31 protein-coding genes and 1 tRNA gene are annotated in these 21,625 nt (G+C 36.5%); 27 read left to right on the plus strand and 5 right to left on the minus strand.

All coding sequences use genetic code 11. The annotated features are described in order from the left end of the window. Positions 1–7 precede the first annotated feature (7 nt). From ACFFIX_RS06625 to ACFFIX_RS06725, 21 genes are all read left to right on the plus strand, one after another. The gene (locus ACFFIX_RS06625) at positions 8–157 is read left to right on the plus strand and encodes a hypothetical protein (protein ID WP_378931821.1); all 150 of its coding nucleotides are present in this window, start codon (positions 8–10) and stop codon (positions 155–157) included. A 101-nt stretch (positions 158–258) separates the two neighbouring features. Then, on the plus strand, positions 259–843 hold the full coding sequence (locus ACFFIX_RS06630; protein WP_378931823.1) for a phage scaffolding protein: 585 nt from the start codon (positions 259–261) through the stop codon (positions 841–843). 17 nt (positions 844–860) lie between these two features. After that, positions 861–1,844: a major capsid protein gene (locus ACFFIX_RS06635; RefSeq protein ID WP_378931825.1), complete on the plus strand. Its 984-nt coding sequence runs from the start codon at positions 861–863 to the stop codon at positions 1,842–1,844. Between the two features lie 17 nt (positions 1,845–1,861). Continuing rightward, on the plus strand, positions 1,862–2,173 hold the full coding sequence (locus ACFFIX_RS06640) for a hypothetical protein (RefSeq protein ID WP_378931827.1): 312 nt from the start codon (positions 1,862–1,864) through the stop codon (positions 2,171–2,173). A 2-nt stretch (positions 2,174–2,175) separates the two neighbouring features. Then, a complete protein-coding gene (locus ACFFIX_RS06645) occupies positions 2,176–2,556 on the plus strand; it encodes a head-tail connector protein (RefSeq protein WP_378931829.1) in 381 nt (126 codons plus the stop codon). Beyond that, the gene (locus ACFFIX_RS06650) at positions 2,546–2,887 is read left to right on the plus strand and encodes a putative minor capsid protein (protein ID WP_378931831.1); all 342 of its coding nucleotides are present in this window, start codon (positions 2,546–2,548) and stop codon (positions 2,885–2,887) included. Before ACFFIX_RS06645 ends, ACFFIX_RS06650 begins: the two co-directional genes overlap by 11 nt. Positions 2,888–2,895: 8 nt before the next feature. Then, positions 2,896–3,282 carry a minor capsid protein gene (locus ACFFIX_RS06655; protein WP_378931833.1) on the plus strand — a complete coding sequence of 129 codons (387 nt, stop codon included), beginning with the start codon at positions 2,896–2,898 and terminating at the stop codon, positions 3,280–3,282. 8 nt (positions 3,283–3,290) lie between these two features. Beyond that, positions 3,291–3,689, plus strand: a complete 399-nt coding sequence (locus ACFFIX_RS06660) for a minor capsid protein (protein ID WP_378931835.1) — start codon at positions 3,291–3,293, stop codon at positions 3,687–3,689. A 1-nt stretch (position 3,690) separates the two neighbouring features. Next, on the plus strand, positions 3,691–4,137 hold the full coding sequence (locus tag ACFFIX_RS06665; protein ID WP_378931838.1) for a phage tail tube protein: 447 nt from the start codon (positions 3,691–3,693) through the stop codon (positions 4,135–4,137). A gap of 56 nt (positions 4,138–4,193) precedes the next feature. After that, positions 4,194–4,577, plus strand: a complete 384-nt coding sequence (locus ACFFIX_RS06670) for a hypothetical protein (protein WP_378931840.1) — start codon at positions 4,194–4,196, stop codon at positions 4,575–4,577. After that, positions 4,574–5,188 carry a Gp15 family bacteriophage protein gene (locus ACFFIX_RS06675; protein WP_378931842.1) on the plus strand — a complete coding sequence of 205 codons (615 nt, stop codon included), beginning with the start codon at positions 4,574–4,576 and terminating at the stop codon, positions 5,186–5,188. Before ACFFIX_RS06670 ends, ACFFIX_RS06675 begins: the two co-directional genes overlap by 4 nt. Further along, entirely contained in the window at positions 5,181–7,097 is a 1,917-nt protein-coding gene (locus ACFFIX_RS06680) for a hypothetical protein (protein ID WP_378931845.1), read from the plus strand. Before ACFFIX_RS06675 ends, ACFFIX_RS06680 begins: the two co-directional genes overlap by 8 nt. A 1-nt stretch (position 7,098) precedes the next feature. Next, positions 7,099–7,917, plus strand: coding sequence for a phage tail domain-containing protein (locus ACFFIX_RS06685; RefSeq protein WP_378931847.1), 819 nt, complete (start codon positions 7,099–7,101; stop codon positions 7,915–7,917). Positions 7,918–7,928: 11 nt separating this feature from the next. Next, positions 7,929–10,058 (plus strand): hypothetical protein, encoded by a 2,130-nt coding sequence (locus tag ACFFIX_RS06690; protein WP_378931850.1) that lies wholly within the window; start codon positions 7,929–7,931, stop codon positions 10,056–10,058. A 64-nt stretch (positions 10,059–10,122) separates the two neighbouring features. After that, positions 10,123–10,689, plus strand: a complete 567-nt coding sequence (locus tag ACFFIX_RS06695) for a serine acetyltransferase (protein ID WP_378931852.1) — start codon at positions 10,123–10,125, stop codon at positions 10,687–10,689. 88 nt (positions 10,690–10,777) lie between these two features. Beyond that, positions 10,778–12,739, plus strand: a complete 1,962-nt coding sequence (locus ACFFIX_RS06700) for a phage tail spike protein (protein WP_378931854.1) — start codon at positions 10,778–10,780, stop codon at positions 12,737–12,739. Continuing rightward, positions 12,739–12,924, plus strand: a complete 186-nt coding sequence (locus tag ACFFIX_RS06705) for a hypothetical protein (protein ID WP_378931856.1) — start codon at positions 12,739–12,741, stop codon at positions 12,922–12,924. The genes ACFFIX_RS06700 and ACFFIX_RS06705 overlap by 1 nt, the downstream gene beginning before the upstream one ends. A 51-nt stretch (positions 12,925–12,975) precedes the next feature. Then, positions 12,976–13,506 carry a hypothetical protein gene (locus ACFFIX_RS06710; RefSeq protein ID WP_378931858.1) on the plus strand — a complete coding sequence of 177 codons (531 nt, stop codon included), beginning with the start codon at positions 12,976–12,978 and terminating at the stop codon, positions 13,504–13,506. A 69-nt stretch (positions 13,507–13,575) separates the two neighbouring features. After that, complete coding sequence (locus ACFFIX_RS06715) at positions 13,576–13,869, plus strand: hemolysin XhlA family protein (protein WP_378931861.1); 294 nt, start codon at positions 13,576–13,578, stop codon at positions 13,867–13,869. Further along, entirely contained in the window at positions 13,870–14,136 is a 267-nt protein-coding gene (locus ACFFIX_RS06720; protein ID WP_378931864.1) for a phage holin, read from the plus strand. A gap of 48 nt (positions 14,137–14,184) precedes the next feature. Then, positions 14,185–15,327, plus strand: a complete 1,143-nt coding sequence (locus ACFFIX_RS06725) for a peptidoglycan-binding protein (protein ID WP_378931867.1) — start codon at positions 14,185–14,187, stop codon at positions 15,325–15,327. Between the two features lie 80 nt (positions 15,328–15,407). Here the strand turns inward: ACFFIX_RS06725 and ACFFIX_RS06730 are convergent, their stop codons facing one another. Beyond that, positions 15,408–15,599, minus strand: a complete 192-nt coding sequence (locus ACFFIX_RS06730; protein WP_378931870.1) for a hypothetical protein — start codon at positions 15,597–15,599, stop codon at positions 15,408–15,410. A 183-nt stretch (positions 15,600–15,782) separates the two neighbouring features. Next, entirely contained in the window at positions 15,783–16,115 is a 333-nt protein-coding gene (locus ACFFIX_RS06735; RefSeq protein WP_378931872.1) for a YolD-like family protein, read from the minus strand. Between the two features lie 109 nt (positions 16,116–16,224). Here ACFFIX_RS06735 and ACFFIX_RS06740 point away from each other — a divergent pair, with 109 nt between their 5' ends. The 3 genes from ACFFIX_RS06740 (at position 16,225) to ACFFIX_RS06750 (ending at position 17,796) form a co-directional block, all read left to right on the plus strand. Beyond that, positions 16,225–16,446, plus strand: a complete 222-nt coding sequence (locus ACFFIX_RS06740) for a hypothetical protein (RefSeq protein WP_378931874.1) — start codon at positions 16,225–16,227, stop codon at positions 16,444–16,446. A gap of 154 nt (positions 16,447–16,600) precedes the next feature. Further along, complete coding sequence (locus ACFFIX_RS06745; protein WP_378931876.1) at positions 16,601–17,497, plus strand: ATP-binding protein; 897 nt, start codon at positions 16,601–16,603, stop codon at positions 17,495–17,497. Continuing rightward, entirely contained in the window at positions 17,491–17,796 is a 306-nt protein-coding gene (locus ACFFIX_RS06750) for an STAS-like domain-containing protein (RefSeq protein ID WP_378931878.1), read from the plus strand. Before ACFFIX_RS06745 ends, ACFFIX_RS06750 begins: the two co-directional genes overlap by 7 nt. Positions 17,797–17,802: 6 nt before the next feature. Here ACFFIX_RS06750 and ACFFIX_RS06755 read toward each other — a convergent pair whose 3' ends face one another. Continuing rightward, positions 17,803–18,021 carry a helix-turn-helix transcriptional regulator gene (locus tag ACFFIX_RS06755; RefSeq protein WP_378931880.1) on the minus strand — a complete coding sequence of 73 codons (219 nt, stop codon included), beginning with the start codon at positions 18,019–18,021 and terminating at the stop codon, positions 17,803–17,805. A gap of 304 nt (positions 18,022–18,325) precedes the next feature. On the opposite strand from ACFFIX_RS06755, the gene ACFFIX_RS06760 reads away from it, so the two are divergent. The 3 genes from ACFFIX_RS06760 to ACFFIX_RS06770 are packed head-to-tail and all read left to right on the plus strand — an operon-like array spanning position 18,326 to position 20,581. Then, entirely contained in the window at positions 18,326–19,603 is a 1,278-nt protein-coding gene (locus tag ACFFIX_RS06760) for an FtsK/SpoIIIE domain-containing protein (protein ID WP_378931882.1), read from the plus strand. Between the two features lie 28 nt (positions 19,604–19,631). Further along, positions 19,632–20,129: a replication-relaxation family protein gene (locus ACFFIX_RS06765; RefSeq protein WP_378931941.1), complete on the plus strand. Its 498-nt coding sequence runs from the start codon at positions 19,632–19,634 to the stop codon at positions 20,127–20,129. Between the two features lie 11 nt (positions 20,130–20,140). After that, the gene (locus ACFFIX_RS06770) at positions 20,141–20,581 is read left to right on the plus strand and encodes a hypothetical protein (RefSeq protein ID WP_378931884.1); all 441 of its coding nucleotides are present in this window, start codon (positions 20,141–20,143) and stop codon (positions 20,579–20,581) included. A gap of 108 nt (positions 20,582–20,689) precedes the next feature. Here the strand turns inward: ACFFIX_RS06770 and ACFFIX_RS06775 are convergent. Both ACFFIX_RS06775 and ACFFIX_RS06780 read right to left on the minus strand, forming a co-directional pair. Then, positions 20,690–20,762 (minus strand) — tRNA-Ala (locus tag ACFFIX_RS06775). Positions 20,763–21,094: 332 nt separating this feature from the next. Beyond that, positions 21,095–21,586 carry a DinB family protein gene (locus tag ACFFIX_RS06780; protein ID WP_378931886.1) on the minus strand — a complete coding sequence of 164 codons (492 nt, stop codon included), beginning with the start codon at positions 21,584–21,586 and terminating at the stop codon, positions 21,095–21,097. Positions 21,587–21,625: the final 39 nt, after the last annotated feature.

Genomic DNA, 21,625 nt, shown 5'->3' on the forward strand with positions numbered 1-21,625 from the left:
TGCTCTTTTGTTCAATAGTAAAAAGGAAATCGAAAAGTTGAAGAACAAAGTCGATCAGCAGGATAAATTACTGCATGAAATGATTTATCATGTTAACCAGTTAGCACAGGAAATCAATGAACTGAAGAAGCCTAAGTCGGAAAGTTATTTCGGTTAAGGCTTTTTATTTTGGTCTTTTTAAAGGCTAGACCCTAAAGAGGCGTATTCCTATGGTCAGTGGGTTATGACTAAAAACAACTAATTAAGGAGCGATTATAGATGCCGTTAAAAGAATTATTAGGTGAAGAGTTGTATAAACAAGTCATTGAAAAAGCAGGAGAAAAGAAGATTGCTATTGTTTCAGACGGTAATTGGTTTCCAAAAGAAAAATTCGATACTGTGAACAACGACAACAAAGAATTAAAGACGCAGCTGAAGGATCGTGATACTCAATTAACTGATTTAAAGACAAAAGCTACTGGTAATGAAGAGCTTACTAAGCAAATCAATGATCTTACTGAACAGAACAAAAATACAGCGAAGGATTATCAAACTAAGCTTGATCAACAATCTTTTAACTTTGCTCTTAAAGAAGCCTTAACTGGTGCGAAGGCAAAGAACCCAAAAGCAGTTGAAGCTCTATTAAACAAAGAAGCTATCAAACTTGATGGGGACAAGCTACTAGGTTTAGACGAGCAATTGAAGAACATCCGTGAAAGTGATGCTTATTTGTTTGATGCCGACCAGCAACAACAGCAACAAAATAATGTTAAATTCACTACTGGCCAACACCAGAAGCAAACAGGTGATGCACCAACTAGCCTTGCAGATGCATTAGCACAAAGATTTTCAAAACAACAATAATTAGGAGATGATTTTATATGCCGATTACATTAGCACAAGCAAAGGTCGGAATGGCTGACCACGTAGATCAGATGGTTATTGATGAGTTTCGTCGTAGTTCTTTACTTTTAGATGCGTTAACGTTTGATAATGCTGTTTCACCAGGTACAGGTGGATCAACTTTAACTTACGGTTACACACGTTTAAAAACACCTTCTACTGCTGGATTCCGTGCTATTAATAGTGAATATACAGCAAATGAAGCAGATCGCGAAAATAAAACGGTTGATCTTAAAATCTTTGGAGGAACATTCAAGATCGACCGAGTTATCCAAGATACCTCTGGTCAAATTAACGAAATGAACTTCCAATTACAACAGAAAATTATTGGTGCATCTAACCTTTTCCATCACACTGTAATTAACGGTGATTCTGCTGTCGATACGAATGCATTTGATGGATTAGACAAAGCTCTTACTGGTTCTACTACAGAACTTAATGCAGCTGCTGTTATTGATTTATCGAATGAAGCAGGATTAGACAGCAATAAATTCAAGTTTCTTGATGAATTAGACGCGTTCCTAGCTGAACTAGACGGTCGTCCTGCAATGCTAATGGGTAATAGCAAATTAATCACAAAGATTAAATCTGTTGCTCGTCGTGCCGGATATTTAACATCTTCAGAAGATGGATTTGGACGTACTGTCAGTGGTTACGATGGAATTCCTTTAGTTGATCTTGGTTACTTTGTTAGTGGAGGAACTACAACTGTTCCTGTTGTTCCTATTGAATCGCGTACTGTTGGTACAGCACAAACAGGGCTTACAGACTTATTTGCTGTTGGACTTGGAATGGATGGATTCCATGGAGTTTCTCCTACTGGAAATAGCGTAATTCGTACGTTCCTTCCTGATTTCAATGCACCAGGTGCTGTTAAAACAGGTGAGGTTGAAATGGTTGCAGCTGTTGCTCTTAAAGCAACTCGTAAAGCAGGCGTATTGCGTAATATTAAAGTTCAATAATGAAGGGAGTCCTATAGATGGCAAAAATTAAAAGCCCTAACTCTAGATATACTGGGGTTAGCGCTTCCCTTCAATTTGTGAATGGGGAAGCAAAAACAGAAGATCCATGGTTAGTTGAATGGTTTAAGAATAAAGGGTATGAGGTTATCGAGGAAGAACAATTGCCAGAAAATCCACCTACAGATCCATCTATTGAAACAGATATTTCTAAGCTAACAAAAGATGAAATCAAAGCCAAACTTAATGAGTTAAATGTTGAATTTAAGTCAGATGACAACAAAGATGTATTGATTGAGAAGTTAAAAGAAGTAACAGAAAAAGGTGAGTAATCATGCCATACATCGATTACACATATTACACAAACACTTTCAAGGGTACATCACTTACCCAAGAACAATTTGATCGGTTAGTTGTCCGTGCTTCTGATCTTGTAGATATGATTACCTCATATGTCCTGCATGGTGTTGAATTTACACAGTTAGCTCAATTGATTCAGGATAACGTGAAGAAAGCAACTGCTGCACAAATTGAATACATGGATAGTCTAGGGGGAGAGCTCACCATACATGGTGGTTCTCCTTCTTCTGTTAGCATTGGTAATTTCAACTACCAAGATTCAGGAGAAGGACAGCAAGTTATATCTCCCATTGTTATTAATTATTTAAGACCAACAGGATTGTTGTACAAGGGCGTGAGCGTCCGTGAATGTTAAGCCTATCCCTTTATCAGTTTTACCTCACACAGTCACATATGAAGAGTGGCAAGAAGGCGATGGTATCAATACCGAAAGTGGATTTAAAGCAGCTGTTACACTTTCAAATGTCCGTGTTCAATTACTGTCTAACATTCGTAAAAATACAAACTCGGAATCTCTATTGTACGATGCAATGCTTTTCTATGACGTTGTGAATTCATCTTCCAGTGGTGCTTTTGTGTTTACTGAGAAATCCAAGGTTACGTTTAACGGTAAGGCAATGTTTGTTGAGAAAGTTAATCCTGTTGAAGCTTTTAAACTCCATCATCATGAGATCGGATTGAAGTAGGTGATTACATGGCCTATCAAAGGATTGGTTTAGTTCGCATAAATGTAAAAGTTGAATTAAAAATGCAATCTGTATTGAAAAAGGCGAAGGATGCAAAAGAGGCTGCACAAGCAATGTTGGACTTTCAGGTATTGAAAGACTCAAATAACTACATTCCTTTTCGTGAAAACTATCTAGCGAAAAGTGGTATTTTTCATAGCCTTATTGGTCAAGGTCATATTGAGTGGAATACACCCTATGCGCGTAGGCTCTATTACAATCCACAGTACAATTTCTCAAAGGATAAGAACCCGAATGCCCAAGGTTTATGGTTTGAGGCTGCAAAAGCGCTTCATGGTAAAGAGTGGGCTGAAACTGCAGGAGTACCATACAGTAAGATTTTCAAAGAAAAGTAGGTGAATGAATGGATATTATTACACAAATATCAAGCTATCTCACGAGTAGTGTAACCCTTAACGCAACGATCACTTCACCTACTTTGAAAAGTGATCCAAGTTCAGTAGCTATCCGTGAGACACCTTCTTCCGTTTCAAATCGTTACATGAACACTGATAAGACAATCAACTTTCAATTTCAGATCCTTGTTAAATACCCAAGTATTATTAAGGCGAGAAATACAATTAACGACATATTCAAGAAACTAGACGGACTGCCTTCAGGAGCCATTACAAGCGCTGATGGCAGTTTTTCTTTTACCAAATGTGAATGTACAACCACACCAAATTGGGTTGAGACAAACGAAAAGAACGAGCACACATACACAGCTATGTTTGTGGCTGAATTAGAATTAGGAGGTTTATAGAATGCCAGGATTTGAGCTAATGAACGCGCATGATTTTAAGATTAATACAGTACCTGGAACGACACCGGGCACACTTGCTGCTATAGCTGCAGGCATTACAAACGTTGAACCTAGTCCGAACGAGGAACTTTCTCAAGATAAGTATCTCGATGGGGATGGATATGGTGAGACTGACGTTATCGGTGCTCAGATTGTTCTTGCATTTACAGGTCACCGTAAGTATGGAGATGTAGCGCAAGATTTTATATTCAGTAAAATGCTTGAACTAGGTGCTTCACGTAGAACGAATTTCGAATGGACTGAACCCGGTGGTGGAAAGTTTGCAGGCCCTTGTACAATAGCGAATATTTCAGGACCATCTGGTGCAGCAGGTGCTAAAGGTGAAATCTCGTTTGAAATTCACTTCAACGGAAAACCTACGTACACACCACCTGTAGTAACACCTTAATCGATAAAATTGTAAAAGAGTCGCTATAAGTTACGACTCTTTTAGGAGGCTAAATGATGCGTAAATTTGAATTTAAAAAGTCATATGAAGAGATTGAGATAGGAGGGGAAGTTTTTCGTATTGACTTTAATGACGAAAAAACAAACCAATATGTCAAAAAGTTAAATGAATTTCAAAAAGAAATTTCTGAACTTCAAAATGTAGATGAATCTAAATTATCTGATGATCAAAAGTTAAAGCATTTTGATGATATAAAAGGAATTGTTAAAAAGGTTATTGAGGAATTTTTAGGTGAAGGTAACTTTGGAAAACTCTATGAATCTGCTGGGCATTCAATCATGAATGTGATGGATCTAGTCTTTTACATTTCAGAGGTTGTTTCTGAACGATTACAAAAAGATCGCGAGGAAAAACGCAACTACTACGTGAAGAAAAAATGACCTCTCGCTTAACATCAGCATTTGAAGATTGTTTTGAGTATGATGGAACGGCTTTTCATCTCAATATGGCTTTTGATAATGTACTAAAGGTTTTTGAGCTGTTTGATGATGATAATTTCTCTGAAGAAGAAAAGTTTTTCATCTTCTTTGAAATGATGGTCAGTAACTACAATGATTTAGGAAATAAAGAAATTCAAGAATTATGTGCATTATACGAGTTTATCTTAAACGATTTTATTGGTGTTGCAGAAAAGTCAGATGGTGAACAACAAAAAATAATGGATTTCCAAAAAGATGCAGGGTTAATCTATGCGTCTTTTTTGTCTGAATACGATATGGACTTATACGAACAACACGGTAAGCTTCATTGGAGTAAATTCAGAGAGCTTCTTACAAATTTAAGTGATAAAACAGCCTTTAAAAAAGCTATCGGTTACAGGGTTATGAAATTACCATCGGCTAAAGATACATCAGATGAATATAGAAATCACATTATTAAAATGAAACAAACCTATGCATTAGAAGATGAGCTACAAAGTATTGATGATGCGTTTGATGCGCTTGCTCACACCTTCAAGGCAAACGCAAAGGTGGTGATTGATAATGGCTGATGGCAGTGTAGTCATAGACGCCAAGATTAAAGATGATGGTATGGAAAAAGGTCTTAAAGCTATCAAAAATAAGCTGAAGTCATTCAGGAAAGAGTTAGATCGTATTGCTTCCAAGGATATGAATAAGCTAGATGATGCAATTAAGCGAATAAATGGACGTTTAGATAATATGCAGGAGTTAGGTGCTGCTATAGCAATTGCACCTGCTGCTGTTCCTGCTGTTGCTGCATTGACAGGTGGGGTTTTGGCTCTTTCTTCTGCCTTTGGTGCAGCAGGAGTAGGAGCAATTGGATTCGGAGCAGTAGCAATCCCTACTCTAAAAGACATTTTTGAAGCAAACACAGATCTTATCGAAGCTGAAAAAAAGCTTGCTGAAGCAGATTCTGCAGAGGAACGAGCAGAGGCTTTAAAAGAACTAAAGGCAGCAACTGAAGGATTAACCGATTCTCAGAAGGAAGCTCTAACAGCATATCGAGAGTTCGGTTCATTTTGGGATGAATACGCAAAGAAGTTTCAAGAGCCTGTTCTTGAAATGTTTACGACTGGACTTGAGACTCTCAAGAACCTATTAGAACTATCCGAACCAGTAATTCATGAAGCAGCTGAAGGCTTGAATAATGTCATGGATGCTCTAAACCGTTCATTAGGAACTGACGGTGTAAAAGACTTCTTCGAATACCTCGCAAGTGATGCACAGTCGAGTATTGAAAATTTCGGTACCATATTCGGAAACATCACATTAGGAATCATGAACCTGATGGAAGCCTTTAGCCCTCTTTCTAATGACATGCAAGATGGTCTTGTTGGGTTAACTGAAAAGTTCGCTAATTGGACATCTACACTAGGTGATTCAGATGAATTCCAAAAGTTTACTGATTATATCCGAGAGAATGGGCCATTACTTTTGGAGCTACTGGGGAACTTAGTTGATATTTTTATAGAACTAGCTGAGGCTGTTGCGCCGATAGGCGAGGACATTCTTAAAATTGCTACTGCATTAAGCGGGGATTTTGCTGAAGCTTTGGAAAATAACGAGAATCTAAAAGAGTTCTCAGGGGAAATTGTAATTCTAGCCGGTGCATTTGCTGCACTTTCACCAATATTGATTCCAATAATAAATGGATTAGTTTGGTTATCTAGACTTTTTGGAGGAATACCAGCGTTAATCACACTTGGGATAATTGCTTTTGAGTTTTTTAAGGTAAAGCTGGAAGAATTAAGAGATAAGACACTTTTTGACATTGGTGTTTGGTTTTTTAAAATGAGTGCAAAGATTACTGAATTTAAAGAAGATGCAAAAGAGAAAATTGGTGATTTTGTTAACGAGCAAGTTGATAAGTTTCAAGAATTAAGAGATAAAACTGTTTCTAAGATTACCGACATGGTTAATAACGGAATACAAAAGTTTGAAGATTTCAAGAAATCGGCTTCTGAGAAGTTCAATGCTGCAAAAGACAATATAATCAATCCTATTAAAGAGGCAAAGGATGACATTAGCGGTTTTATTGATGAAATAAAGGGATTCTTTGACAACATGAAACTTAAAATACCAGAAATTACTTTACCGAGATTGCCTAAAATTAGCGTTGGTATGAGTCACAAAGAGTTTATGGGTGCTTCTATCCCGGTACCTAATATCACTTGGCACAAAACAGGTGGTGTGTTTACTAGACCTGTTGTCGCAGGAAATGCAGGCTTTGGTGATGTTGAGGAAGGTATTATTCCGTTTGCAGGACCACATGCGAAAAAAATTGCCAACTTAATTGCTAATGAAATGCCGAACAACGGAAACTCGCAATCTATCATTGTTCAATCAATTTTAAACGGACGTATCATCGCAGAAGAAACCGTTGAGACTATGAGTCAACTCCTAGGACAAAGACAAATAGGAAGCAACAGGAGGGTGTAGGATGAGCATAAAATTAGATGACATTCCGATATTAGAATATAACCTCAAATGTGAATTAATTCATGATCATCCTGCCCTTCCTGGTACGAGAGATTATACGACCGATATTCCAGGTATGCATGGCGCTTATGATTACGGTGCGGATATGGGACCAAAACCATTTGGTTTGCCTATGAAGATCATAAACATTCAATCTAACCTTGATATATCGATGGTTGTCAGAAAGTTCAAGAAAGCTATCTTGGACGGTTATGGAAATCCCAAATACTTTAAACTCTCGTTTGATTATGAACCTAATAAATACTACAACGCCCGTTATAGTGGATCAATGCCTTTAGATAGGTTGGTTAATAGAGGGCGTTTTGTTTTGCCTGTAACTGCATTTGATCCGTTTGCTTATTCGATTGCTGCTAATGACGAAATTACTTGGGGTAGTGAAGTGATCACTTTTGAATCTGATTATTTGTTCGGTACTGTTGGTGGTGACACACATACAATCACAGCACCTAAAACGATAACAGAAACGGTCAACGGTGATACATTGAAACCTATTTTTAATATTAACGGATCTGGAACAAATGTAATTGTATCAGCAAATGGGAAATCCTTTTCACTTGGTACATTTAGCAACGTGAACTGGGTTGTAGATGGAGCTAACTGGGCTGTTTTGAAAAATGGATCCAACGGTCTTTCCGATTACAACAAAAACTATCTAAGTGGTGATTGGATCGAATTAATAAATGGCGACAACAATATCACAATTTCAGGCACCGGTTTGAATCTAACATTTGAAATCAGATTCAGAGATAAATACATGTAGGTGGTGAGGAAATGCCAACGGAACGTATTAGTTATACGGATGTTTTAAAAGATGGCACTGATAAGTTAAATAGTGCGATTGATCAGGCCAATAAGGCTGAGGTTGATTCTCTTACTGCAATAAATACTGCGAATAACGCAACTGAGACAGCGAGCGAAGCAAATAACAAAGCAGATTTTACCCAAACTCAACTAGATCAGGTAACTGGCGCAAGCACGATTGATCCAGCTGTTGAGCAAATGAAGGTAGACGACACAGGATTTGCACATCCTAGTCCAGACGCTCGATTACGTTCCGATCATCAAAAGCTTACGTCGGAATTGGCTGAGATAGCGACAACTCCTAAAGCATTTGATGCGGTTGGCGATGGTGTCACAGATGATACTCAAGCCTTTTACAATATGGTTCAGTATTGTAACGGGTTTGAGCGTGTCCATATCAATTTAGGCAGAAATACCTATAAAGTAAACAAACCCGTAAATGATGCTAAATTCCCTACAACAGCAGGTTTTATTTTAACGAGTAAATCAGTAAAAGTATCGGGTGATAATGCAAAAGTATTACTACCAGATGGTTCTAACTTTGAAGTGTTTTGGATTCTAGGGGATGCAGGGAGTTATACATCTGAAACAGACTATATGGCTACAACCCATTATCACGCTTTAAATGACTATGCAGAATTTAACGGAGTAAATTTTGATTTTGGAACAAATAGTGGTGGAACAGGTGTAGAAAAAGCAGTAAAGTTTCGTTATGTTAAAAACGCTAAATTTAACGGTATAGTATACGGTTCAAATGGTAACGGAGTAAACTTCGAACAATGTAATAATATAGAGTTTGATGGAATGGTGGAACGACACTCACAATATGGCGTATTTGCTTATATGTGCAGAGCAGGAAAAATCTCTGGACTCATAGATGGGGATGGCATTGGTAATCGTGCTTATATCATCAAACACGGTTATAACGGAGAAATTTTTAGTGATATAAAAATCACTAACATAACCATTAAAGGCGTAAAAGACTACGGAATTAATTCTGGGGATACATTAGAAAGTGGATCTGCCGTCAATGTGACTAATCACGAAAAAGTGAGAGGAGTAGAGGTATCTCACGCTAAAATTTATATTCCTTCTGGAGGCTTTGCAACTACTGCTTTACGACTAGGACAGTACACAAATGGATGGAAAATACATGATATTGATTTTATTGCTACCGATGATTTGCCGATAGCAGGTAATGTCATGGATGTGTTTGGCACGTTAGCAGATAGTGCGCAAGGAGCTAGTGGGGATCGTATTGGAAATCACGATATTAGAAATATAAGGTTTTGGAATATTAATGCAACAGGCGGGGCAATTATGATGGTTCGATCTCTTGCAACTATTAGAGGGATAAAATTTATTAATTGCAAAGGGTCATGTTTGTATTATCCAATAACCGCATATTCAGATGGTAGTAAAACTGCTCCTATGATGGATATCGACGACCTTGAATTTATTAACTGTACCGTCGTTGATGATGTAAGGGATTCGTTAATATTCTCTGATGGATTAGATGTATCAATAGGGTCTGTTAAATTCATTAATACAATAATGGCGGCACCTAACTCTTATTTGATTTTTCCGAAAGGTAATACTAAAGTAGAAGTGAATAGATTAGTAGTGGATGGGCTAAGTGGTAATGTAACTTACGCGGTATTTTTGAACGGGCTGCCAAATCAAATACTAAATATAAATGAAATAAGAGCCAAAAATATGACCGTTACAGCATCATCCTTGCAATTAATTAGGAGTGACTCAAAAGAGGTAAACTTATCAAACGTCTCTGCTGATTTTACAGGGAACACCTCGACGAACCGAAATATCCTTTATGGTACAGCTAATACCACAAAAGTAAAAGATCAAGGTGGGCACAACGTAGTCAATGAAACGGCTTTTTTCTTTCTGACGGCGGATATTGCTGCGTTAGGCATCAATAGTACTAAACGTACCTTTTATAGGAATTCTGTCCCAATAGCAGGAACTTATCAAAATGGTGATAGAATAATCAATTCGGAACCATATCAAGGTCAACCTAAAGGATGGGTTTGTGTGACTTCTGGAAGTCCAGGAGTTTGGGTATCAGAAGGCACTCTATAATTCAAAATAAAACATTAGAAAATTTTATGAATAAAAGCTATAATTATCCAGAAAGGATGATTGTATGCTTGATCTCATTTTATTAAAATTGTTTGGTGGTGTTTGGACGCTCAAAAAGAGGTGTTTAAAAAGTAATAGCCGTTTTCTAATAAAGTTATATAATATTCTTTTAGAAAATAGAGGTTGCTTTATTGGATATACAGCAAAACTAGACGGTTCACTTATCTTACCTCATGGATTAAACGGCATTTTTATATCCGGGGCGTCCTCAATCGGAAAAAATTGCGTTATTTTTCATCAAGTAACTATTGGGTCTAATACTTTGGTAGATTCCAAAGGTTTGGGTGCTCCTAGTATAGGAAATAATTGTTATATTGGAGCTGGGGCAAAAATAATTGGTGATGTGACGGTCGGAAACAATGTAAGGGTTGGAGCAAACTGCGTTGTCTTTCAAGATATTCCCGATAATTCGGTAGTAGTTGCGCAACCGTCTAAAGTAATAAGAAAAGAGAATATTAATAATCGGTACTATACAAAAGGGACTTCGGGTTGGGGATTTCTACAAGACGGACAATGGGTCCTTGAAGATGACCTTGAAGTAATTAAAACCTTAACAAAAGGTGTAATATGAAATAGTTATTAGACAATCGGAGAAGATTCCGACATAACATTAATTCTAGAAGTCACCAAAAGGGTGGCTTTTTTAGTGAGGTGAGACCTTGAAACATATACATGTGTATGACATAAACATGAACCTTGTTGCAATCTTGGATAAAGCATATAAGATAGGGTATGCACTCGAAAATAACAACATTTGGACTTGTCATTTCACACTTCCGTTAAACGATACCAAACGTCATGAAGTTACTGTCAAACGTTTTATTGAGTTGTGGGATCACGAAAAGTACATTGGAAAGTTCATCATCCAGCCTACTAAGACAGTTAAAAATGACAATGACAGAAGCATTACTTATACATGTGAACACGTTTTAGGCACCTTACATAGTGAGGTGCTTTTTCGTTATCATCAATTCACAAACTTTACAACAAGGCAAGTATTGCAAGCACTCATTGACATGCAAGAAGTGAAGCATTGGAATCTTGGAATAGTCGAATTTGAGCGCTTTTTTCATTACGCTTGGGAAAATGAAGACTCTCTTTTAAATGGGATAATAAGCGTTCCAAAGCCGTTTAACGAGTCGTATTTGTGGGATTGGGACGATACCGTTTACCCTTTCATCTTGAATCTAGTTGTTCCTGATGATGAAAAAGTGGACGATATTCGATATAGAAAGAATTTAAAAGGGATAGATAAAGAGGTTGATCCTTACAATATCGTAAATCGTATATACCCTTTGGGATATGGTGAAGGGATCAATCAGTTAGGGATTGAAAAGGTCAACAGCGGTGTTCCCTATTTAGAAGATGCTGAATCTATTGCAAAATACGGAATCCATAAACGAGTGTGGGTAGACAGACGATTCGAGGATGCTACTTCTTTAAAAGCATCTGGACAAGCTATTTTGGATGAAAACAAAGAGCCAAAAGTGACTGTTTCTGTAGATTGCATTGATTACGAGTTAATCGACCCATACAAGCTAGTAAAATACGAGATCAGTAAAATTGTAGGTGTAAAAGACGAGGACACCGACACAGACATTGATTTACGCATTATGAAAATCTCAAAGTCTGATATATACGGCAATCCAAGTGATATTAAGTTTGATCTTGGTAATGTTCGTGAAGATCTCAACACAACCATTACTGATTTACAAAAGAAGCAGCTGGTCAATGAAACTTATAGCCAGGGATCTACAAATATCGATTCACACGACTATTCTGATAACTGCGACTCATTAAACCCTGCAGTTATTCGTTTTTATTTGCCCGATGATTTAGTAAATGTTAATACAATGACATTAACGTATGAAGTTGAGGAATTTAGAGCATACAGTCAGGCTACCGAGGGTGGGGGAGCAACAGTCCAATCCACATCAAGTGGTGGTGCAGTGGTTGATTCCACATCAAGCGGCGGGGCTTCCACACAAACTAGTTCTAGTGGCGGTAATTCTACTCAAACTTCCACTTCAGGCGGTGGAGGTACAGTTACTTCAAACAGTGGCGGGGGGACTTCTCTCACAAGTGGTTTTGCTAGTCCTGACTTTTTCGTGTATTCTTCAACACCTTTACCACTGACAGATGTAACTTTTGAAAATCACTATCATTCAACTGAGATCACAGATCAATTAAATCACGCTCATTCAGTTACAATCCCTAATCATAGTCATGATGTAAGTGTCCCTAATCATTCTCATAGTGTTACAATTCCAGCACATACGCACAGCGTTGATATTCCAGCACATACTCATAGCATAAACATACCTAACCACACACACGATATAACATTACCGGATCATGTTCATGACATAAAGCATGGGATTTACAAACTATCAACAACTCCTGCATCAGTAGAAATTCTTGTTGATGGCAATTCAGTACCTATAACAACTACAAGTGGTCAAGATATTGATATTATTCCTTTTCTTTCTGTGGATAGCGGAGGTCGTATCAATAGGGGACAATGGCATGAAGTAACAATTAAGCCAAATGGTTTAGGTAGAGTAAACGCAAATATCATTTCACGGCTTTTTATCCAGTCAAGAATAGGAGGACTTCATTAATGAACTTGCAAGTCATAACCCATAGTGGACAAGATAAATTAATTGAAGTTGTAGAGTACGATCCAGTAATTTTAAATGATCAAATAAATAACAATGAAATCAATACCATTTTAATAGGAAATGAGATATTTTCTCGAATTGATATTAAGTATGTAGGTCCAGCGCAAATAACTGAAACTTTATAGGTTTCAGAACGTAGAAGGGGTGTGGTAATATTTAGATAAAAGGAGACTAATATGAAAAAACTCATCGCGAGTGTCTCAGTTGCGGCTGTACTAGGTTTAGGTGGAACGTATCTTTATACTCAATCAAATGACGAAGATAAAGTTAAAACTGAAGTTTTGAAGGAAGATCCTGTTCAGGAAGCATCTATTGAACAAGCAGAAGAAACCAAAGCAGATGTTGAGGTAAAGGAGAAAAAAGTGGTTGAACCGCCTACTGAAAGAACTAAAAATATTGAAGATCAAAAACCTTGGGATGTTTATAGTGCAATAGATATGATTGATCATAGGGAAGAGGAACAATATTTTCTTTTTTCCGATGCAGAAGCTCTAGAGAATGAAATTGTTTCTTTTTATCAATCCGGCGAAATAAATCAAAAATATTCTGCTTATGTAGATGTTTTCGCGGTTCAATTAGAAGAATACTATCCTGACGAAAATGAATATTTTGTAAAAATGAAAGAAGTTAGTGCAGCTATTAGAGAAAAGAACTTTGAAGCTGTACCGAATTTAATAGAACAAGCGAAACAGTTAAGGGAATCCTAATGGGTTCTCTTTTTATTTTGCCTTTAAGGAGGTGATCAAAGCTGTGACAAAAATAAAAGGGGGGATACGATGTCAAACACCGCGGAGGTTGCACTACCTATGAACCCAACTGAAAAAGAAATTGTGGAGATGAAGGCTGACATCAAAACCCTCCAAAAAGAAATGGTCGAAGTGAAGTCTCAGAGTATTCGACATGATGAACAGATTAATTCCATCAACAAAACACTCGATAGTATTGAAGATAATACGAAATGGATAAAACGCGCAATCACAGGCGCAATTATAACAGCGATTTGCACCGGGTTTATCGGAGGAGCAATCGCTATTTTTTATGCTGTATTACAAAATAGGGGAGGAAATTAAATGAAAAACTTCGACAGAGGCACTGTCATACGCACAGTGCTTCTTTTAGCTGCATTAATCAACCAAACATTAATTATGACGGGGAGAACGGGAATACCTATTGGAGAGGAACAGATATTGTCTCTGATAGATGCTATTTACTTAGTCAGTTCTATTCTGTTTTCAATTGTCACTGCTGTAATGGCTTGGTTCCGAAATAACTATGTTACTCAGACGGGACAACTACAAAAAAACGCATTAAAAGCTCAAGGATTAATCAAGAAATAGCTGCCATTCGAGGTGGCTTTTTATTTTATCCAAAAGGAGAGGTTTTAATTGGCATATTTTCAATCATTACCTCAATTAGTTGATATGCGAGGAGAATTGGCTAGTAAGGGAAATTACTCAAAGCGTACAAAAAAAGTCACCCATCGTGTATGGCATCATTCATTAACCAAGAAAAAGTTAGGCGGGTCTAATGCTGTTAGTTTTGCAGATTATCATGTAAATACTCTTGGTTGGCCGCGGGTAGGTTATACATTTATTATCGAGCCTAAAAGCATTATCCAAACTTCTAAAGGACCTCGAGCACGAATTGTATACGCTAATGACATTGATCGTCGTACGTATCACGTAGGAAACAGCAATCAATTCTCACTAGGTATTTGTGTAGCTGGTGATTATCGATATGACACAATGGATGATGCAACTATAGCTTCAATTGCTGATCTGCATGCTTCCCTTGTAAAAGATAATATTGGTAAATATGATACATCTCACAACGAAATGCCGGGTTATAGTTGGAAAGCATGTTGTGAGTATGATTATAGAAAATTAGTTGATTGGAAGGGATCAACAAGGCCAGTTGAACCAACTAGTATTCCTGACACATACATCATCCAAGAAGGGGATACGTTCTGGAGTATTGCTCATAAAGATGGCGCAGGTGGAGTAACAGTAGACGATTTAATAAAATCTAATCCTGGTGTTGATCCTACTGAATTGAAAATTGGACAGAAGATTATTTTTGGAAAAATAAGTACTCCTAAACCAGTTAGTAAACCCCAATCATCTTCAATTAATCAAAGTGGAAACAGTAACATTAAAGCTTTTCAAACATGGTTGAATACAAATTATAGGACCGATCTTGTTGTCGATGGTGTTAATGGTCCAAAAACCAAGACAGCTGCAATTAAAGCTTTGCAGACTGAGTCGAATAAACAATTTAACTCTAAATTAGTCGTGGATGGTAAATGGGGGCCAAAAACACAATCTGCTATCCATACAGTCAGAAAAGGTGCAACAGGGAACATCACACGAATTATCCAAGGTATGTTGTATTGCCTAGGCTATGATCCAAAAGGTTTTGATGGAGAATTTGGTAATGGAAGCTATGAGGCTGTAAGAGATCTTCAAGATGATAAGCACCTAAATATCGATGGATTAGTCGGTAAAGCTACCTGGTCAAAGATGTTTTAAAGTACCTTAAAATTCAACTCTCTAGTATGCTTTATTCACAAATTTAGAGCCCTTCTCATTGCGAGAGGGGCTATTTTTTATTAGTTAACAATCCTATAGTCTTTAAAAAAGCTATATTTATCAGTAATTCCTTTATAAGTGCCCTCGTCTAGAATAACTTTTGGGTGAAAATTTGAACATTCCTTGTGATTCAAAGTGTTCATTAAACTCATAACAATGTTATCGGATCCTACAAACCGTTTACCACATTCAGGACATCTAATTGTTCTCATTTTTAAGCTCCTCCTCAGTATTAAATTCAACTAAAGGATAGAACAAATAACAAATTTGGTAAAATTGACAAAAATGAATTTTAACTCATAAAAAGCTCTAATAAGGGTGTTATTTAGGATAGTTAAGGTGGTTATCAGTCACTTTTCAGCTTTAAAATACGATTTTAACTATTTTTTTAACTTTTATTCGTTTATATCTACTTTAAGTAAATCATTGAATTTAATATAGAATTTATCTCCATGTAGATCGACTAGTCGAAGTTCCTTTTTCAGATCATCAATGTAATGAACACGGCCAACATAAAGCTTCATATCACCGTTCTCGAAATAAGTGAAAACAAGCTCATTGTTATATTCCATCGCTTCCAGAATGGTGGTATTGATATCCTCTAATTGCTGCTCATCAAGTGTTGGTTTATCTACCTTGTCAAATTCAATAAACTCATTCCGAAGCATCTTAACATGCTCTGGCAACATAATCGCTGTCCACTTCTTTGTTCCTCTGTCTCTAAGCATATAAATCATCCTTTTTAATTATCATATCCTTATTATACGAAAATATGTTCTGTTTTACAGTATAAAAAGAATATACGTTCGTGTATAATGATATTAAGGAGCTGATAAAATGAACGGTTTATTACTTACATCAAAAGAAGAACAAATGCCAATTGAAATTATGTACATGTCAAATAAAGGTGAGATTTCACATCGTAAGGTCATAGTAAAAGGCATTCAAGAAGATACCATTCGTGGATATTGTTTGACCAGACGTCAAACAAGGTTATTTAAGCGATCTAACATTTTGTCTGCTGCAAGAGTAAGAATAGGTTATAAAACAGCATTATAAGAGTAATAAATAACTACTCCAAATGAAGGACTAAAATATCATTTTTCCGAATAGAGACAATTAATTTTTACCTTTTAAAAACAAAAAATGGATATAATATGGTTTGTTTATGGTAATATATTATCATTGTAGTTTAATTTTGGAGTGATGTTGCTTGTTGGAAGTTCGTATACCTTCGGTGTTTACAAGGGAAACAATGTATTTATTATTAGAGGCAGTTATTGATAGAGATCTACATCCAAAGGATAATGAGATAAAATTCAAATTTCGTGGATTGAATTTTATTGAACCCGCAGGAGTTACCATATTAAGCAATATCTTTGAATGGCTAAGGAAGAGGGGAGTAAAAGTTATTTTGAACTACCCTAGAGAGGTAAGTAATGATAAGAAGAACCCTCTTAAATACTTGGACGATTCAATGTTTTTCATGAGATACATGAAAAGGACATTAACTGACTCTGCAGAGATCAGAGAAACAACAATTCCCCTTGAATTAATTGCTTACAGTGATAGTTATCAATGGTTAGATCGAGACTTCATACCTTGGTTGTCAAGGCAGTTAAATGTAACAAAACAATCTCTTGCTGATATTAAGATGTGTTTTGGTGAAATTTTCAATAATACAGAAGATCACGCCCAAGAAAATATTGGTTGTATTTTTGCGCAACACTATCCAAAGTCATGTGAAGTGAAAATTGCAGTATCTGATTTTGGAATTGGTATTCCAAATAATATTAGGAAGATTGATCCGTTTTTGAAAGATGACTCGGCTCTTGAGAGAGCAATACAAGAGGGAATCACCTCTAGAACATCACCAAGAAACTTAGGTGCAGGTTTGCATACTTTGATTAAAAATGTTGTTGGTGATATAAGAGGGTCTGTTCATATTCATTCGAACTATGGTATATTAAATTGTACATATGGTAACAATGGGATTAAGACAGAATCCGCAATGAAAAATAGTTTTTATCCTGGAACTTTTATAGAATTTGTTCTTAGAACTGATAATATTCCAAATATTGATGATGATGAGGAGGAGTTCGATTGGTAATCAAAATTGTTGATCACGTTGGACGATGTTACTCCAATCAAGATGGCCTGATAGTCAAAATGATTTTATTAAAGCATCTGAATTCAAATAAACTTGTAATTCTTTCATTTGAAGGCATTGACGGTGTAACTTCGTCATTTGTGAATACTGCTCTTATTGAATTGTTGGAAGATTTTGATTTTGATAAAATCAAGCAAAATTTAAAGTTTACTAATACAAATAGACAGATTAACGAAATGATTAAAAATCGTTTTAAATTTGAAATTAATCGAAAAAAAAACTTGGTTAATTGTAGTTAAAAACCCTCATTCTGAGGGTTTTTTTATGTCCTCATCAATTAAATGCCCCCACAATTCCTCAACTGTTTTGTTTAATACCCTTGAAAGCTTTAATGCCACACGTAATGAAGGCTCACTTTCTCCAGAAATAATCTTAGATAATGTCCCGGGTGCAATCTTCGCTTTTTTTGCAACCCAACCCTTTCGGTAACCTTCTTCTTCAATAACTCGACCAACCTTTGTCATTTTTATCACCTAATGAATGTTTTCATCATACAGATCAAATTTCCTGCATGTCCTAGAAAAATAATTTATCTTGGACAGGCAAGAAAACTATATACGTAATCATATACATTATCATCGACGCAGAAAGCTACCAAGACAAGGACGTGAAAGTGTGCGTTTTAGCAGGGCGTTTAAAAGTTCGTGCGACGAACGTGAAAGCGAACTGATCAATTCCAATAGTATCAATGGTTCAACTATCATTATTAAAATTCGTTTTCGGTGCAACTATTACTACGTAATATCAAGAAATGAGGTGGCGTGAATGTTGTTTGAAATTGGATCAACAATCATCATGAGCGGTGTTGCTGGTTATGCTTACTTAAAAACGAATGGATCACCTTCAAATGATGCAGGCAAAATACAAAAGATTTTCGCTAACTCAGGATGGAATGGAAGGAACGGTGAGACAATCCGACTTCAGAGAAAGGATAAATTTAAGGGTGGTGTTGAATATGTGTACCAGATCCCTTTAGGTTTTGACCGCAAAAAGATTGAAGCAGATAAACACATATTAGAGGACGGTTTAAATATTCGGCATAAGCATTTAGAGGTTGATCTCTATGACCTACTAAAGATTAAGTTTGACAAAACGGTATTAAAACAAATAAAAAAGATACTTACAAACAAAAAGATTAAGAGAAAAGAAATCGAACTTGATTTTGATGGGATGCTGAGAATTAAAGTTTATAACGAGTGTATGCAGGATCAACATGACTGGGATGAAAGTTATTTAAAGAAAGGTACATGGTCCGTTTCTATTGGGCAAACTCGTCAAGGGGTTGTCAGGCATGACTTTGACGAACATAAACACTTAATCATTGCTGGTGCTACAGGATATGGTAAAAGTGCTATTTTAAAACTGATTGTTGTTTCTCTTGTATTACAACAATTAGATAACGTTAATCTACATTTAATTGATTTAAAGGGGGGATCTGCTTTTCAAAGATTTAAAGATTTAAAGCAAATAAAGAATTTTACTCGAGATCCATCAGAAGCAAAAGACATTCTGGAAGCTATTCAAAAGGATATGAACAAGGCTTATACAGACATAGTTGATCAAGGTTTTGAGGACATAAAAGAATCAGGAAGAAAAGAACGTCATTTCATCATTATTGATGAAGCAGCAGACATTGCAGGAGATTCTTCATGTATGGATGTTGTTACAGATATAGCCAGAAGGGGAAGGGGTGCTGGTTTTTACCTGATCTACGCAACACAATATCCTTCTAGTCAATCGATCCCACAACAGACTAAGAGAAATATCCCTTCACGTTTATGCTTTGTTTTAGATGATGCCACAGCTTCCAATACTGCATTAGGTCAAACAGGAGCAGAGGAACTTCCATTAATACCAGGTAGAGGGATTTATAAAAACGTTAAAAGTCAGGTCGTTCAAACACCTTACATCAACAATAAAGAGATAAAAAAGCGCATTGAACCTCACATTGTCATTAGACCTAGAAAAGAAGAGGAGGGTGACAAAGTTGAACCTAGACAGGGAGAAAAGGGAGGAAGCAATACTTTTGAGTTTGAAGAAGTGTGACTATCTAACAAGTGAACAAATAAAAAAGATGCACGACCTGGGGCAAGTTCGCAATGTTCAAAAGGTGTTACAACGAATGGGTGAATGTGTATCTTCATTTATTAACGAAAGAAAAAACATTTACTATCTAAACAAAGAAGGTCGTGAAAGGATTGGTGCAACCAAGGTAAGAAAAAAATCACTAATGATTACCCATTTTTTAATGAGAAACGATTTATACATTTTTCTTGGAAAACCGTTTTCTTGGAAAAATGAAGTTAAGATAAAGATCCCAAAAACTAAGGTTTCAATTGTAGCTGATGCAATATTCAATATAGATAAGGAACATGACTATTTTATTGAAGTGGATTACAAGCAATCCATGCACAAGAATGATTCAAAAATTAAAAGATATAGACAACTACATGAATATAATCCTAATTTTATGTTAATTTGGGTCACAACTACGCATTTCAGAAAGGTGAGGCTGCAAAGTCTTTGCGAAGATCTAAATGTTCAAGTTTACCTTTGGGATGACATCAAATAGGAGGGGTCAACATGGCGAAAGTACAAAGTATGTCAATCAGTGAGTTTATGTCTGGTGAGTATAAGGTGAAAAAGAAGAAGGATAGAAGACTATTGAAGGCAGCTGCTACATCTGTATTGCCCTTTGCGTTGTTTCCTTCATTAGCTTCTGCACATGAAAATGTAATCCCTGTATCAGGAGCACCAGAAGCAATTCCGGCAGGTGCAACAGAATGGATGAGTGAGAAGGCACTCGAAACGCTGGCACATGCCATGGACCCACTTGTTGATCTTATGGTTGCATTAAGTTTTCCTATAGCTTCTGTGATAATCATAGGTGGTTGTTTCTTCTTTATGCTTGGAAAATCTGAGAGAGCTTGGAGTACAATTCAGAATGCTGGCCTAGGATATGTACTTATTCAAATTATGCCACTGCTGTTAAATGTTCTAAAAGAGGTTGGAGGTGCAGTTTAGAGCAAAAAAAAAGAATTCGTCAACAATTCGTCAACAAATCCAAAATTTAAAGATATTTAATTATTGAAACACGTTACAAAACCCTTGGTAAATAAGGATTTCAAGGTATGGAGACTAGGAGGATCGAACTCCTGACCTTTTGGCTGCCAGCCAAACGCTCTCCCAGCTGAGCTAAGCCCCCATTCTCGGACAACTAAATTATAAATCGCTCTCACACTTAAGTCAATACATTATTGGAGTGAAATCAATGAGAATTGCTTAAAATTTATTTTTTCCTTTAACATGTGCCTCTAATAGCTTATCGATCTTTTCCTCTAGCCGATCTAACTGCTTCTTCCTACCAACCACAGTAACAATAATCCAAACAATGGCTCCAATAAACCCTATCAAGAATAAATAGCCAATAATTGAAAAATAATATCGCCCATGTTTACATTATTTATCTCCATGTCACCACTTCCTCACCTGGTTGCAATATTTCATGAAGCAAAAGAGAGGGAAAGAACCCTCTCTTTACAAAATTGCTTCTTTAATTTCTCTTAACTGATATAAATGACGTCTTTCGTGATAGCCAATAAATTCAATCCATTGCTGTGTAGATAAATCGCCTACAAAAGGGTGTTTCATTGCTTTGTTTTTTAGGTTCGTATCTTCCGGCAGTGTCTCCAAGAAGTTAAGCAAATCACGTCTCGACTCTTCTAAAAGAGTAATTGCTTTTAGCTTGTCTACAGGTTCATTTGTCGGTGCAATGTTTTCAGGAGCTGTAACCTTTCTAGAGCGATCGACGATGATCTCTAGTGGTTTATCAGTTACTTCGCATTCTTTTCCCTTTGTAAGTATGTATTTAACAGATTGGGTAACAACTCTTTCTGTGCGCTGAAGGTGGTCGAGCACCTGACCGATGCTCCATTTTTCTTCATTTTCTCTTTCATTAATACTCTCCTGTGGAATGTCGCTGATTTCATTTAATACTTCTTCACGTATGCTCTGTAGTGCAGCAATCATAATTCATTCCTCCTCTACATCCTTGTTAGCAAAAAAAGA

The organism is Metabacillus herbersteinensis (genome assembly GCF_042433335.1).
Taxonomy (GTDB): domain Bacteria; phylum Bacillota; class Bacilli; order Bacillales; family Bacillaceae; genus Metabacillus; species Metabacillus herbersteinensis.